Consider the following 14,085-nt stretch of genomic DNA (forward strand, 5'->3'; position numbering starts at 1 on the left):
TTTTCTATGCTTTTTACAATAAAGTCATGAAATTACACAACTGTAAAAATAAATAATTACAATAATCAAATGTATTTAAAATATACAAACAGAAGAAATTTGTCTACCATTTATGGTGTAAAGATTCCAAGAAGTATTTTAAATATCACATTGGGGGTAATTTATGAAGAAAGGAATATTTGTGAAAAAGAGTTGGAAGAAATGGGTTGCAGCAGCATTAACTCTGACTCTTGTTTTCAATGCAGGACTTCCGGGGCAGAAAGCTGGCAATACAGTATCAGCCGCCGGAAGTGACAAAGTAGTATTTACAGATTTTGAATCAACGGACTATACGGCTGGTGCCTATGGAAACAGCATTACCAGAGACAGCGCCAATGTATTGGAAGGAAATCAGGCCTTCCAGTATGTACAAGGCGGCGAGAAAAAGTGGGACAATGATTTTAAAATCAGAAGTGTATCCGGCAGTGCTATTGATGTTTCTTCTATGACAAAAGTAGTAGTAAATGTAAAGGATACCGTAGGAAGCAATAATTTTGAAGTGAAGTTAATTGATGCAAGCGGAAAAAATTCTGCTAAGTATACCTCTGCTAATGCTGTAAAAGACCAATGGACTACACTGGAAGTACCGTTAGATCAGTACAGTGGCATTGATAAGACTGCTATCAGTCAAATAGCTGTCTGGGAATGGAATGATGGAGACTATTATTTTGATGATATCCATTTTGAAGATGCCGATGGACATAGAATGGATTTTCAGGATTTTGAACACAGCCTTTACTATAATACCAATAATGGAACCAATAAGCTTACCCAGGCTGACCAAAACAGCGGAAGTGCTTCCTTACTCTATAATCAGGGTACGGCTGGCGGAGGAGGGGAAGCAATTATTAACCCCGGCAAGGAAAACGGAGCAGATGCTTCCGGTAAGACCTATATTGTATTATGGGTTAAGGATACCACCGGTGATAACAATTTTAAACTGGCACTTACAGATACCGATGGAAATACGTTTGACGATTGGACGGACGGAAGTAATTCACTGCAAAAGGCAGTTAAGAACCAATGGAAGGAAATAGCGGTACCGTTAAGCAAGTACAGTACCAACGGAGTAAACTTAAGTAAGATTGCTCAAATAAAAATCTACGAGTGGAATGCCGGAGATTTTTATATTGATGATATTTACTTTACAAATACCCTTCCTCCAAATCCTCCTGCGGCAGATTATGGGGAAGGTAATTATACCGAAAGCTTTCAATTAACACTGACGGCTCCGGAAGATGGCGGAACAATCTATTATACCACCAATGAGACAAAGCCGACTGAAGGCTCTGCTGTATATGCGGCACCTATTGCAATAACTGCTTCCACGGTAGTAAAAGCAGTTTTTGTCAAGGACGGGGAAAGCAGCAGAGTACTTACACTTAATTATACCATTATAGCAAGCAATGTTCCTAAGAAAGCGGTACTGGAGGATTTTGAAGGAACACCTAAGGTGACCAACGGTACAGTAACAGATAAGGATAAGTACCAGGGAACAAAGAGTATTGCTTATACTCTTACCGCTTCTGCAGATCCCACGGAGGGCAGCAGTTTATATGTTGAAGGAAACCAGACAGATACCTCCGTATACTCTTATCTGGTATTCTGGTTAAAGGATACCCAGGGAGCCAATACTGTGAAGCTTGGACTTGTGGATAAAGATGGAAATAAGACCGGGTTTAGTTGGATAAATACCCTTACCACAGAGAAAGGCAGTGCCGTAAAGAATACCTGGACAGAATATGCAGTAAAACTAAACAGCATATCCGGAATTAGTAACATTGACCGTACTGCAATAAAGGGAATATACATTGGGGAGTGGAATTCCGGTACTTATTATATTGATGATATCTATTTTACCAATAACCTTCTGCCTGTCAGCCCGAAGTCCAACTATGCTTCCGGCACCTATGAAAAGTTAGAGGGAGTAACCTTAACTACCACAACGCTGGGTTGCGATATCTACTATACAACGGATGGAAGTACGCCTACAAAAGCTTCTGCCAAGTATCAGACTCCTTTTAATTTTACAGAAAACACAGTAGTAAAGGCGGTTGCAATCAGGCAGTCTGATGAAGAGAGCAGTGCTGTTGCGGAATTCAATTATCACGTAAAGGCACTTCCAACCAGTGCAGTTGTTCCCTTTAATAATTTTGATGACGGAATTGACAAGGTAACGGCACAGGCAGGGGCAAAAATATCTTCCAATACAAAAGACAGCTACCAGGGTAAGAGTATAACCTATGAGATGAATACCTTAAGCGGTTCCCCTACGGAAACATTGAGAAGTATTACCATAAAGCCTGAAGATGGAATGACGGCTGATGTAAGGTTATCAAGATATCTGGTATTTTATGTAAAGGATGAACAGGCTTATAACAATACCAGAATGTTTATCAAAGATGATTTCGGCAATGAAGCTTCCGCATGGACTGACTGCAGCACGAAATACGGTGAATGGAGCATGTACTATGTGGATTTAAGCACGATGGAGAATTATAAGAATCTGGATCTTGCCTTCATTAAGGAAGTAACCTTCGGATTCTACAATACAGGAACTTATCTGATTGATGAAATGTATTTTACAGATAAGCTCTATACCGGACTTCCGGGAGCTGAAAAGCCTGCTTTAAGCCCGGCGGCAGGAGAAGTACTTACAAGCCTTACTCCAGGTACCTATGGAGTATTTGCACCCGTTGAGCTGGCAGCAGAAAAGGGTGCGGATATTTACTATACTCTTGACGGAAAAACAGATCCTGCCGATACAGCCCAGGCAAAGAAATACAGCGGGGTTATTAGTCTTACGGCACCTGCTGTTATCAAGGCAGTTTCAATTAAGGACAGTGCAGCAGGAAGCGTTTATACCTTTGACTATACTATTAAGCCCGGCACGGTTGTTACCATTTTCGGAAATCCGGGAACCTATGATAAATCTGTTATTGTAGCATTGCGTTCCTCGAAAGATGATACTCCTGTATACTATACACTGGATGGCAGTGAACCGACTACGGACTCCATCCGTTATAATTCTCCGTTCAGGATAGAAGAAAGCACTACCATTAAGGCTATCGGTTATGATAAGGGAGTAGCAAGTGATGTTAAGACCTTCGATTATATCATACAGGGAACAGAGGCAGGTGTAAAAGCACCAAAGGCTTCTCTTGCCGCAGGAATCTATGGAGCAGCCAAGGCAGTGGCGCTTACAACAGGAACAGCCGGTGCAGCAATCCATTATACCACCGACGGAACAACACCTGCCGTATCATCACCGTTATATGAGGGAGAGATTACCATAAATACAAATACCATTTTAAAAGCAATTGCTTTAAAAGATGGTAAGGCAAGCAGCATTTCAGAATATCAGTATACTATTAAAACCAATCCATCCAACTTCTTAAAAGCAGATGGAAAGAAGATCCGCAATAATTATGGTACCGGAGAGGAAGTAATCCTTCGGGGAACCAATGCAGGCGGCTGGCTTGTAACAGAGAACTGGCAGTGCCCGGTGGATGCCAAGGATATGATTACTTTAATAAGGACATTTACAGAGCGCTTTGGCAGTGAAAAGACAGCAGAGCTTATCAAGCAGTACCAGGATAACTGGTGGACGGCGGATGACTTTGACCTTGTGAAGGCAGAAGGAATCAATGTACTTAGACTTCCTATTACATATTTTGAAATGCTGAACGATGACGGAAGTTTGAAGACAAGTGCTTTTGAAAGACTTGACTGGTTTATTAAGGAAGCTAAGAAACGTGATATTTATGTCATGATTGATATGCACGGTGCAGTAGGCTCCCAGAACGGAAAAGATCATTCCGGTGACACCACGATTGCTGATATCGGTAATTTCTATGGCAATGAAGAAAATATTAATAAAACCATTGTTTTGTGGAAGGAAATTGCAAAACGTTACAAGAATGAATCTATCGTATGCGGTTACGACCTGTTAAATGAGCCCAGTGCAACAAAGCTGGTGCAGTATGATGTTTATGACAGAATTTATAAAGCCATCAGAGAAGTAGATAAGGACCATATGATTTTCATCCAGGGAATCTGGAATCCTACCGATTTGCCGGATCCATCCCTTTATGGCTGGGAGAATGTAGTTTACCAGTATCACTTCTACCAATGGTCAGGTTTGACAGACGCCACAGTCCAGTCAGATTTTATCAAAGATAAGATTAAGATGATAAATGAAACTACGAATTATAATGTTCCTTCCTTTATCGGTGAGTTCACTTTCTTTAGCAATACCGATAGCTGGAAACAGTGCATGGACCTTATTGAAGCACAGGGCTATGGCTATACCACATGGACCTTTAAGGTATCCGACGGAGGAGAAGGCAGCAGCTGGGGACTTTATACCGGCAAATCCAATCCGGTGCTAATTAATACGGATTCCTATGAGAACATTATAGATAAGTGGAGTACGATTAAAACGACAACCGGCTTTACCAGAAATTCTAAATTTGCAGACGTTCTAAAAGTATATTTTACAAAGAACAGACCGCTTGCTGTTCCTTATTCGGAATCCTCTGGCGAAACACCGGAAGATAACGGCAACACCGGAAATGACACCGGAAATAATAACGGAAACAATAACAGCGGAAGCAATCAGACAGGCAATAATTCAGGAAATACTGTAGCAGCAGCTCCCGTTATAAGCGATACACAGATTAAGGATGGCAAAGCTGTTATAACCATGTCACTTTCACAGGCAGAACTGCAAAAGGCGGCTGCCGGAAAAGATAAGCTCACAGTTTCCTCTTCTCTTCCGGAAAGTGAATTAGCCGCGCAGTTAAAGGAAGGCAGAGATATCTCACTCCGTATGGATTTAACACAGGCAATGAGTATCTCCAATGTGGAAATTGAAAAGATTCTTTTGACAAAGAATATTATGGAACAGATGGCTGCAGCACAAAAATCAATAGATGTAGCACTTGTTCTAAAAGACGTAACACTTAACTGGCATTTTGACGGAGCACTTATAAAAGCATCGCAGCGCCCGGTTACCGATGTTAACCTGATGGGTCAGGCAAGTGTGATTGCAGTCACAGGAGACAGCGGACAAAAGGGATTGAAACTCTCCCTTAATCATTCCGGATTGCTTCCTTCCACCGCCATCATTACGGTCACAGCCGGAAATTTAATAAATGAAGCCGGTTTAACAGTTGGAGGCGCAGCCTTTGTATACTATTATGACAAAGAGGCAGGAAAGCTTTTAGAGATTCCGAATAATAATGTAAAAGTAGGAAGCGGCGGAGAAATCAGTGTTCCGGTAACTCATTGCTCTGACTATGTTATTTTGGCAAAGAAACCGGATAAGTCCCTTCTTGTTACCCTCCTTGACCAGATTAAGGTAACAGCTGATAAGATCCCTGTTTATGTAAATGGCACAACCGGTAATACAAAGAGCATTAAAGTTACCTTGCCCCAGACCCTTGTAAAAGAGGGAAGCCAAACAACTGTTAAAGATTCCGGCATTGATACGGCAGCAATCAGTTATTCTTCATCCGATAAGAAGATTGCTTTGGTCGATAAAAACGGAAAAGTTACCGGTAAGAAAGCAGGAAAGGCTACCATTACCGTAACAGCGAAATTAGCAAATGGAACTTCAAGAAACATAAAGGTTTTAGTAACTGTTAAAAATGCATGGGTAGAAGTCATTAAAGCACCCAAAACAATAAAGAGCGGGAAAACAGGAGGATATCTGGTAGCATTTCATGGTTTTAAAGACAGCGATATTACCTGGATGACCACAAAGAAAGGTGCTGCAGTTACAGGAAAAAATACCGGAAAGGCAGCAGTAACGGTGAAGGGAACCACGCCCGGAAAAGATACGGTGGTTATTCTTTCAAAGGGTAAAAAAATCAAGACCTTTAATGTTACGGTAACAAAATAAAGTTTTTTATTGCAGATAATACAAAAATATCATAAAATTACACTTGTATTTAATGTAAAGTATACAGCAACCATAGGGAAGCACCTCATTACAGTGGTGATAATTTCCCTATGGTTGTTGGTGTGAAAAATACTATGTACTTTTCACATCCTGATTTGAGGCAGTAAATCATCTGCGAGCAGACGATTTATGCCATGGGAGCTGGTGTGAAAAATAGAAAGCATTTTTCACTTTTGATTTGGGCAGTATCGCAAGTAAACTTGCGATATGCATGGGATTAGTGTGAAAAAGAACCCCCTGCAGCAAGGGAAAGGAAAGCTTATGAAAAAACAAGTGAAAATAATTGCATGTATGCTTCTGCTAAGTTGTTCCATTTTATCTGTATTTACGGCTTGTACAAAAAAAGAGCATAAGTCTGAAGATGCTGTCAGGGCAGGGGATACTTTAGAAAGAGCAGACCTTGTGTTTTATCTGATGGGGGAGCCGCCTGCTGATATGTCCCTGATTCAGGATAAGATAAATGAACGGCTGCTGGAAAAGATTAATACAACAGTAACCTTTAAGTTCACGACATGGACGGACTGGCAGACAAAGTATGATATGATACTTTCCTCCGGGGAAGAATGTGATCTTATCTATACTGCCAACTGGATGAATTATGCAGGACTGGCCAGCAACAATGCATTTGCTCCGCTGGATGAACTGCTTACGGCATATGCACCGGAATTATACAATTATATTTCACAGGATGTATGGAAGCAGATGAAGGTGAATGACAAGATTTATTCTGTGCCAAGTATGAAAAAGGAATATACCAATGCAGGCATCATGTACCGGGAGGACTTAAGGGAGAAGTATGACCTGCCAAAACCTGACAGCTTAGAGAATCTGGAGGCTTATTTGATGGGAGTGAAGAAAAATGCCCCATCCCAGAGTATTATGAAGCCCTCTATTAACCCGGCTTCCTTTTCCTATTCCTTTAGTGCCACTTCTGTATTGCAGGCAAAGTATGCATGGGTACAGCCGGGAGCACCTTACGGTCTGGCAGCTGACTACAATACACCGTCACAGCTGTTTAACTACTGGTCATCAGAAGATTTTAAGAATGATATGAAGATTATGAAGAAGTGGGCAGATGCCGGCTTTTGGTCAAAAAGTGTTTTATCGGATGCCAATAATTCCGATGCTTTTATAAATGGGCAGGAAATCTGCATTGTAGACGGACAGAATCCGGCTAAATATATAGGGACCTATTATAATTCCAAGCTGGGAAATGACTGGAAGGTAGGCTATGTTCCTTATGCCGAGATTAACGGAATCGCTTATGCCAACCATCCCAGCGGTAATGGAACGGCTATTCCGACTAACTCCAAGTACCGGGAAAGGGCGGCGATGGCGCTGAATTTATTATACATGGATAAGGATATTAACAGGCTTATCCAGTATGGTGTTAAAGGCACCCACTATACTCTTGATGCGGAAGGGTACTATAAGGATGGTGAGGCACACAAAAACTTTGCGGCAGAGTCTGCCAACGCCTGGAGTTTAAGAAACCCCTTATATGCACTGCCGTCAAGAGGAGATGATAAACTGAATAAAATCTTTTCAGAGCTGCATGGCATTGCCCTGAAAACAAATTATCCCGATATTGATATTGCTTCGGGTTTTGTTGAAGTATACGATGATTATGCTTCTGAAAGAGCGGCCCTTGCAACGGTAATGACAGAATATCTTGCACCTTTGCAGGCTGGGCTTAAGGAGGATGTTGATGGGGCGGTGGATGAGTTTTTAAGAAAGGCTGACGAAGCAGGTCTCACTAAAATCCAGGAGGCTTATACAGCACAGTGGCAGGCCTATTGTGAGATGAATGGGTATAAATAAGCTGGGGGGAAGAGAAGATGCGTTTATTTAAAAAGGGTATATTTTCGAAATTATTTCTAAATATCACGCTTTGCGTTGTTTTAGCAATTTTACTCACCTCTATCGTACTTTATTCCAATTTTGAATCCATTCTGATGCATTATGAATACCAGGCCAGGGCAGAGCAGCTTAACAGCCAGCAGGGACAGGTATCCAAACTGTCGGAGGTGGCTGTTAAAATCGGAAATCAAATATATCACGATATGAATATAACGAAACTCTTATATGTAAAAGAGCCTAATGTCAATGACATGAGTGCGGCCTTTGGACAGCTGCGCACTTACAGGGCCTCCATACCCTATATAGAATCCATCTATATCTATAACAAATACAATCATTATGTATATGTCGAAGGGGGCAGTGACTATTCTGAACTTACTGCGAATGGTTATGAAAAGCTTAATGAGGGCTTCTTAGATGCTTCTGCCAGAGAGGTTATAACAAATTTTAAGGATTATAAGCCTTTTAAGCCAATTCCCAGATCATATTATTCAAAAACGAAGAAAAAGACAAATTATTTCTACACATTTTTTATGTATGATTCCTATACGAATAAACCGGATACCAGCGGAGTGCTGATAAACTTTAATACCGGTTATCTTTTGGATTCCTTTAAGGAGAATCTGAAAAATGACTCGGAATATTTTATAGTGGATGAAAAAGGCAATATCGTTTCCGAGGGTTCGAAGTTTGATATGCTAAAGAATTATTCTACAGCCGGATATATCAATAAGATAGTAGCCAAGGGAGATAAAAAGGGATACTTTACTGATACGGTAAATGGAGAAAAGCTATTTTTTGTATACAGCCAGAGGGATAAATACGGCTGGCAGTACGTCAGCCTGACCAAATATAAAACAATGCAGGAGAGCATACAGAATATTCAGGTGCTCACTATGATTGTAAGCATTGTGTTTGTTATATTCAGTATCCTCCTGGCATTCTGGATAACCAGAAGATTGTACCATCCCATCTATGAGATGGAAACAGACATCAGGGAATTGGAGCGTGAGAGGAGAAATGCCAAGAATATCCTAAAGCGTGTATACATCAGTGACCTGCTCTCCTCCAAAGAAATACCGGATAAGGAATATCTGCGCAATTATTTTCGAAAGATAAATATGGAATTGGACTTTGAAAAAGAGCTGCAACTTCTGCTCATACGTATCGGCAGGTATAAAGATGTGGCAGAGCGGCCGGATAAGGAACTGGAGCATGCCATAAAATTTGCCGTAATCAATGTGTTCACGGAGGTACTGGGGGAGGAATATACGGTACATGGTACGGATATGGGAGAAAATGACGTTATTTTGTTTATCAATACCGCTGTGGGGATTGACAGAGGACAGTTTATTGAGAAGCTTGGGCAGGCAGGGACTGTAGTATCAGGTTACTTTAATATTACACTTTCTCCGGTGTTAAGCAGTGACGGCAGGAAGCCGGAGCAGATTATGAATCTGTACCGCCAGGTGTCCGAAGGGGTACTTCACAGAGTCTTTTTCCCAAAGGGCAGTTTTATTGATGCCAAGTTAATTAATACGAAGGAAGCCAATGAATACGAATATCCTCTTTCAAAAGAAAAACAGCTGATGGAAGCGCTGATGGCAGGCAAGATTGCAGAAGCGAAGGAGTATTTTCTCTTTATCACAGAGGAGCTAAAGGACTATCCGATCTCAATATTTAATATGGCAACGGCCAGATTGGTAGTAACACTTAATAATACCGTAAATACTTTAAGGAAGAATAGCATCAGCGGTTCCTTTGAAAATGCGGATATGGTGCTGATGCTTCATCAACTGGAATCCAAGGAAGAATTCCTTGAAAGTTTCTACAGCTTCTTTGATAAAATCGGAGAAGAGCTGGAAAAGAAAAAGGCCGCCAGGCAGGAGAGCTTCTATGAGCAGATAAAAAATTATATATACAGTCATTATCAGGACCCGGATTTTTCCGTAGAAAGCCTTGCAGGTGCAATGAATAAGTCTGTTCCCTACATCAGCCGGGTATACTCCCAGACGAATGGAACTACGATAAAGGATACCATCAGCGAACTTCGGATGGACATGGCAAAGCAATTGCTGAAAGGCAAGAATCTGTCCATTAATGAAATAGCAGCAAGAGTGGGCTTTTCCAGTACTTCTTATTTTCACAAGGCTTTTAAGAAAGCCACGGGTGTTACACCAAAGGAATATCAGGAAAAAGGATGAAAGGAGCATGGTTACAAAGATGAAAGTTGTAAACGGAAGATTAATAGAAAACGGAAAAGAAATTGTACTAAGGGGTGTCAATCTGGGGGGATGGTTAATTCAGGAGAGCTGGATGTGTCCGGTCAGCGGAGAAGACCGCAAATGGGCTAACCTTGATACCTTAAATATTCTGGAGGAGAGATTTGGGAAAGAGCAGGCGCAGAAATTAATAGAGAGCTACCAGGACAACTGGATAACCGAATGGGATATACAAAACATTGCGGATAAAGGACTGAATGCTATCCGTGTTCCTTTCTGGTACAGAAACTTTATGACAGGGGAAGAAGGAAACTGGATAGAAGAGAACTTTTCTGAAAATCCCGGATTTAAACGTTTGGACTGGGTAATAGAAATTGCCGAAAAGTACGGTATCTATGTGATTCTGGATATGCATGGCTGTCCGGGAGGTCAGAGTATGGATCACTGCTGCGGAACCCTATGCAGAAATGACCTCTATACCAGTGAAGAACATTTAAAAAGCATGGAAAAGCTTTGGATAGCCATTGCCGGGCGTTATAAAGATAATAAGACTGTTGCGGTTTACGACATTATGAATGAACCACAGAATAACGGTGGTTACGAAGGAGAGCACAGCTATGACCCATTTCAGGAAGAAAGCTGGCAGATGAGCAATGCTGTTTATGACAGAATGATAAAGGCCATCCGTAAAATTGATAAAGAGCATATTATAACCGCAGAGGGTATCTGGCGGGTATCCAATCTGCCGGATCCGGAAGAAATGGGTTGGGACAACATGATGTACCAGACTCATCTTTACGATGATGACGAGAATTTTCATAATTGGACTCTTGCCATGGCTAAGACCAGGGAGAAATATGGTGTTGCAGGCTATGTCGGAGAGTTCCAGAACCTGAATGGAATCTCTATGTGCAATGAGCAGGGACTTAGTTGGACAACATGGTCCTATAAAGGCACAAAAGATGTTAAAACCTTCTTCTGGTATGTGGAAGAACTCCCCAAAGCAGATGTCAAAAACGATTCTTATGAAGAGATTCTGCTAAAATGGGGAGAGGTTTTAAGAACAGAGCACTTTACCGAACAAGAAGTTGTTACAAAGGCCGTAAACCTGTATAGTGACGGACGCTTTGAGGAGTACAAAGAGAAGATAAATATTCCGGAAAAGTGATTTTAATCTTTTATGCCAGGGATATTTGAGGTATGATAGAGGTGAGGTAAAGAGTAAAAGATAAATCTTTTACTCCCCCTGATTTTATATGCGTGCTAAAGCACGCATATGGGAGCCATAGATGAAATATAAGCACGAAAAAAGTGAAAGAAGAGAATACTGCATAACAGATTCTTTCAGCGGGTGAACCTTGGTTCACATATTTAGTGAGCCAGCTTTTGGTTATAAGGAGGACATATGAAAATTTTAGCAATTGGAAACAGCTTTTCAGAAGATGCTACGGCATATCTATATCAGATAGCAAAAGCAGGAGGAGATGACATTAAAGTAGTAAATCTCTATATCGGCGGCTGTTCTTTACAAAGACACTGGAACAATGTGGAAGGAAATATTGCTGACTATGATTACCAGTTAAACGGAAGCCATACTGACAGAAAGATATCTATAAAAGAAGCGCTTGTGGAAGAAGAGTGGGATATCGTAACCTTGCAGCAGTGCAGCGGGCAGAGCGGCCTTACGGAAAGCTATTACCCCTATATTGAAAAGCTCTCAGAGTATGTAACCAGTCTGGTACCCGGTGCAAAGCAGTGGATACATAAGACATGGGCTTATGAGAGGGATTCGGATCATGAGGAATATGGCTATTATGACCGCAGCCAGGACAAGATGTATGAAGCACTAATGAAGGCCTATGGCCTTGCCGCAGAAAAGCTTTCTTTAAAGATGATACCCTGCGGTGATGTGATCCAATATTTAAGAAAGCTTCCGGCTTTCGACTATGGAAATGGCGGCATGAGCCTCTGCCGTGACGGCTATCATATGAATATACCTTACGGGCGTTATGCACTGGCGCTGACCTGGTATAAGACTTTGCTTAATGGTGATATTCTTCTCAATACCTTTGTTCCTGCGGGGGAAGATGTACAAACAGATACAGAGCTTCTTAAGATAGTAAGAGAAGGTGTGAACGCCTGCTTTTACTAAAATATAAGGGCGTAATAGTATTGTGAACGGAAGATAATCTACAGTATATTTGGAGGTTGAAAAAATGAGATTATCCGATAGATGGAGCACAGAAAGACTGGTTATACGAAAGGCAGCTTTAGAAGACAGCAAAGAACTTAACTGTATATGTGCATCATGGGAAGATAAAATACATATGGAGGGTGATGATTTTCCAAAAGATTATATAGAAGATTGTATTGTTAATGGTGATCTACCCCCTATAGAGAATGCTGATATATCTGATTATTACATGATGACAATTCAAAAAGTGAATGGTCAGATTATAGGATTCTTTGATTTATATCATGGTTATCCGGATAAAGATACAATATGGATAAGTATTTTTGTAATAGATAAAGAGGTTCAGGGAAAGGCATATGGACAAGAGGTAATAAAAGCAATTTGTGACGAATGTAAAAAAGCAGGATGGAAATCAATTGGGCTTGGTGTATACTTGAAAAATTGGAAAGGTCTGCGTTTTTGGAGTAATAATGGCTTTAATAAGATAATGGGTATTTATGGCGATAAAGAATATAGTGAAAATACATTTTCTATAATTTCCCTTCGCAAAGAACTATAATAAATTCCTACTCCGATGAAGTAAGGTCAGGCTTAAGCAGTATCTGTGTATGTCCTGCGGCATCATAGTCCAAAGTAATAAGTTTCTTTAATATCTCAACAGCAATCTTTGCCTTTTGCCTGTTACTGATTATAATTCTTCTGGTATCAGCCATCAGTATATCCGTATCCTGATTGGAAGAAATGATGGCGATATCGGAATTATCAACATACCGTTCTACCTCGGAACCGAGGATATCACCAATAATGATACCCTTTCGGTTCTTTTTTGCATAAAGAAATTCCTTCAATCCGCAGTTACCATGATGGATATAAATATCTTCCTTTGCAAAGCAGTCGGTAATCCGCTCCCGCAAAGTTCTGTTAGTTACATTATCCATAACAAGATAGGGAGACTCTTCTTTTAAGAGTGCTTTTGCCTGGGTGATTGCAGTTTCATAATCGGGGAGTATTTTATAAAATAAGCCTTCATCAAAATCACAATCCAGGAAAATAACCGGAACATAATATTTGCTCGTAACCTTCTTTAGGGATTTCTCGTTAATATCTATGATAAATACAGCTTCCAGGGAGTGCTTGTATTTCATTTCAATATTCTCCAATTCATAAGCAACGGAAAGAATCGAATCATAGCCCGCAAGGTAAATTTCCCTCTCAAGCTCGGCAGCTAAATCTAAATACTGGTATTTTAGATTAGAGGAGGGAGGATTGCTTAAGTTCACAATAATCCCTACCAGATTACTTCTTCTATTGGCAAGGGACTTGGCAGTCTGGTTAGGTACATAACCCATGCTCTTGGCGGTTTCCAGTACCTTAATCCGGGTATCATGGCTGATTTTTTCCTTTTCCGAATGATTGATGACATAGGATACCGTTGCAAGGGACAACCCCAGTTTATCCGCTATGTCCTTCATTGTAACCTTTTCTCTTTTCATAAACAGACACTGCCTTTCCCGCATAATAAAGCAATTATAACATTATATAACTTGTCTTTCAATAAGGGGAAAAATAAGCTTTTATTATGGAAATAGCACAATGGGTGAAAATTTAATTAACTTAAATTTTAATGATAAATTCTATGAAAGCCTTGATTTATAAGGGATTATTAAAGATATAAACTACTTAACAAAATAATACTTAAGTTAAAAATATGTATAATATAGATAATAAAATCAAAAAATACATAGAATAAATTATGCAATATTACTTGACAAGGCAGAAAAAAGGTGATACTCTATGAACAGATT

7 protein-coding genes are annotated in these 14,085 nt (G+C 40.4%); 6 read left to right on the plus strand and 1 reads right to left on the minus strand.

The genetic code is table 11. From position 1 onward, the window contains the following. Nucleotides 1-163: 163 nt before the first annotated feature. The 6 genes from BUF11_RS01020 (at nt 164) to BUF11_RS01045 (ending at nt 12,839) form a co-directional block, all read left to right on the plus strand. Complete coding sequence (locus BUF11_RS01020; protein WP_073586952.1) at nt 164-5,944, plus strand: chitobiase/beta-hexosaminidase C-terminal domain-containing protein; 5,781 nt, start codon at nt 164-166, stop codon at nt 5,942-5,944. Between the two features lie 321 nt (nt 5,945-6,265). Next, on the plus strand, nt 6,266-7,825 hold the full coding sequence (locus BUF11_RS01025) for an extracellular solute-binding protein (protein ID WP_175561962.1): 1,560 nt from the start codon (nt 6,266-6,268) through the stop codon (nt 7,823-7,825). A gap of 17 nt (nt 7,826-7,842) precedes the next feature. Further along, nucleotides 7,843-10,068 (plus strand): AraC family transcriptional regulator, encoded by a 2,226-nt coding sequence (locus tag BUF11_RS01030; protein ID WP_073586954.1) that lies wholly within the window; start codon nt 7,843-7,845, stop codon nt 10,066-10,068. A gap of 7 nt (nt 10,069-10,075) precedes the next feature. After that, nucleotides 10,076-11,254 (plus strand): glycoside hydrolase family 5 protein, encoded by a 1,179-nt coding sequence (locus tag BUF11_RS01035; protein ID WP_073586955.1) that lies wholly within the window; start codon nt 10,076-10,078, stop codon nt 11,252-11,254. A 237-nt stretch (nt 11,255-11,491) separates the two neighbouring features. After that, nucleotides 11,492-12,238, plus strand: a complete 747-nt coding sequence (locus BUF11_RS01040) for a DUF4886 domain-containing protein (RefSeq protein ID WP_073586956.1) — start codon at nt 11,492-11,494, stop codon at nt 12,236-12,238. A 64-nt stretch (nt 12,239-12,302) separates the two neighbouring features. Continuing rightward, nucleotides 12,303-12,839 (plus strand): GNAT family N-acetyltransferase, encoded by a 537-nt coding sequence (locus tag BUF11_RS01045; RefSeq protein ID WP_073586957.1) that lies wholly within the window; start codon nt 12,303-12,305, stop codon nt 12,837-12,839. A gap of 7 nt (nt 12,840-12,846) precedes the next feature. Here the strand turns inward: BUF11_RS01045 and BUF11_RS01050 are convergent, their stop codons facing one another. Then, nucleotides 12,847-13,773, minus strand: coding sequence for a LacI family DNA-binding transcriptional regulator (locus tag BUF11_RS01050; protein WP_073586958.1), 927 nt, complete (start codon nt 13,771-13,773; stop codon nt 12,847-12,849). Between the last annotated feature and the right edge of the window lie 312 nt (nt 13,774-14,085).

This window comes from Anaerocolumna xylanovorans DSM 12503, assembly GCF_900143645.1.
GTDB lineage: Bacteria > Bacillota > Clostridia > Lachnospirales > Lachnospiraceae > Anaerocolumna > Anaerocolumna xylanovorans.

Excerpts from the sequence above, each read along its gene's own strand:
- BUF11_RS01050 (WP_073586958.1), bottom strand. The coding sequence starts at position 13,773 with ATGAAAAGAGAAAAGGTTACAATGAAGGACATAGCGGATAAACTGGGG.
- BUF11_RS01045 (WP_073586957.1), top strand. The coding sequence starts at position 12,303 with ATGAGATTATCCGATAGATGGAGCACAGAAAGACTGGTTATACGAAAG.
- BUF11_RS01025 (WP_175561962.1), top strand. The coding sequence starts at position 6,266 with ATGAAAAAACAAGTGAAAATAATTGCATGTATGCTTCTGCTAAGTTGT.
- BUF11_RS01020 (WP_073586952.1), top strand. The coding sequence starts at position 164 with ATGAAGAAAGGAATATTTGTGAAAAAGAGTTGGAAGAAATGGGTTGCA.
- BUF11_RS01035 (WP_073586955.1), top strand. The coding sequence starts at position 10,076 with ATGGTTACAAAGATGAAAGTTGTAAACGGAAGATTAATAGAAAACGGA.
- BUF11_RS01030 (WP_073586954.1), top strand. The coding sequence starts at position 7,843 with ATGCGTTTATTTAAAAAGGGTATATTTTCGAAATTATTTCTAAATATC.
- BUF11_RS01040 (WP_073586956.1), top strand. The coding sequence starts at position 11,492 with ATGAAAATTTTAGCAATTGGAAACAGCTTTTCAGAAGATGCTACGGCA.